This is a genomic window from Streptomyces lycii, assembly GCF_009735685.1.
GTDB lineage: Bacteria > Actinomycetota > Actinomycetes > Streptomycetales > Streptomycetaceae > Streptomyces > Streptomyces lycii.
In genome coordinates, this window is sequence record NZ_WHPN01000133.1 from 1 (window position 1) to 754 (window position 754).

Genomic DNA, 754 nt, shown 5'->3' on the forward strand with positions numbered 1-754 from the left:
CGGGTTGAGCGAGGTGTACGGGTCCTGGAACACCATCTGGATGTTCCGCCGCACCGCCTTCAGGGCCCGGCGGGACAGCCGGGTGACGTCCTCGCCCTTGTAGCGGATGGTGCCCGCCGTCGGCCGTTCCAGGTGGACGAGCATCTTCGCGACGGTGGACTTGCCGCAGCCGGACTCGCCGACGATGCCGAGCGTCTCGCCCCGCCACAGGTCGAAGGAGACGGTGTCGACGGCCCGGACGGCCCCGATGTGGCGCCGGATCACCACGCCGCGGGTCAGCGGGTAGAGCTTGGCCAGGTCGCGCACCTCGAGGATGGGTTCGCCCGCGGTGGTGCGCCCGGCCGGCCGCGTGCTCCCGTGCTGCCCGTGGGGCTCAGCGGACTCACAGGGCCCAGCGGACTCGGGGGGCTCAGGGGGCTGGGGCATCGGCCAGCTCGTCCTTCCAGAAGTGGCAGGCGCTCGCGCGGCCCGGCAGTGGTGTCCCGTCCGGTTCGGCGACGCCGTACAGCGGCGGCCGGTCGCTGCGGCACACGGGCTGCACCCTGGGGCAGCGCGGGTTGAACTCGCACCCCGGCGGGATGGCGATCAGATTGGGCGGCAGCCCCTTGACGGCGTGCAGCCGCTTCCCCTTGCGGTCGAGCCGGGGAATGGAGTCGAGCAGGCCCTGGGTGTACGGGTGGGCGGGGCGCTCGTACAGCTCGTGCACCGGGGCGGTCTCGACGATCCGGCCCGCGTACATCACGGCGATCTTGTC

General features: G+C 72.7%; 2 protein-coding genes. Both read right to left on the minus strand.

Annotated features, from left to right (window positions below):
* Positions 1 to 426, minus strand: a 426-nt coding sequence (locus GCU69_RS05750) for an ATP-binding cassette domain-containing protein (RefSeq protein ID WP_156205305.1), incomplete at its 3' end; no start/stop codon positions are given.
* A partial coding sequence (locus GCU69_RS05755) for an oligopeptide/dipeptide ABC transporter ATP-binding protein (protein ID WP_328629980.1) occupies positions 410 to 754 on the minus strand: 345 nt, incomplete at its 5' end. The genes GCU69_RS05750 and GCU69_RS05755, both read right to left, overlap by 17 nt.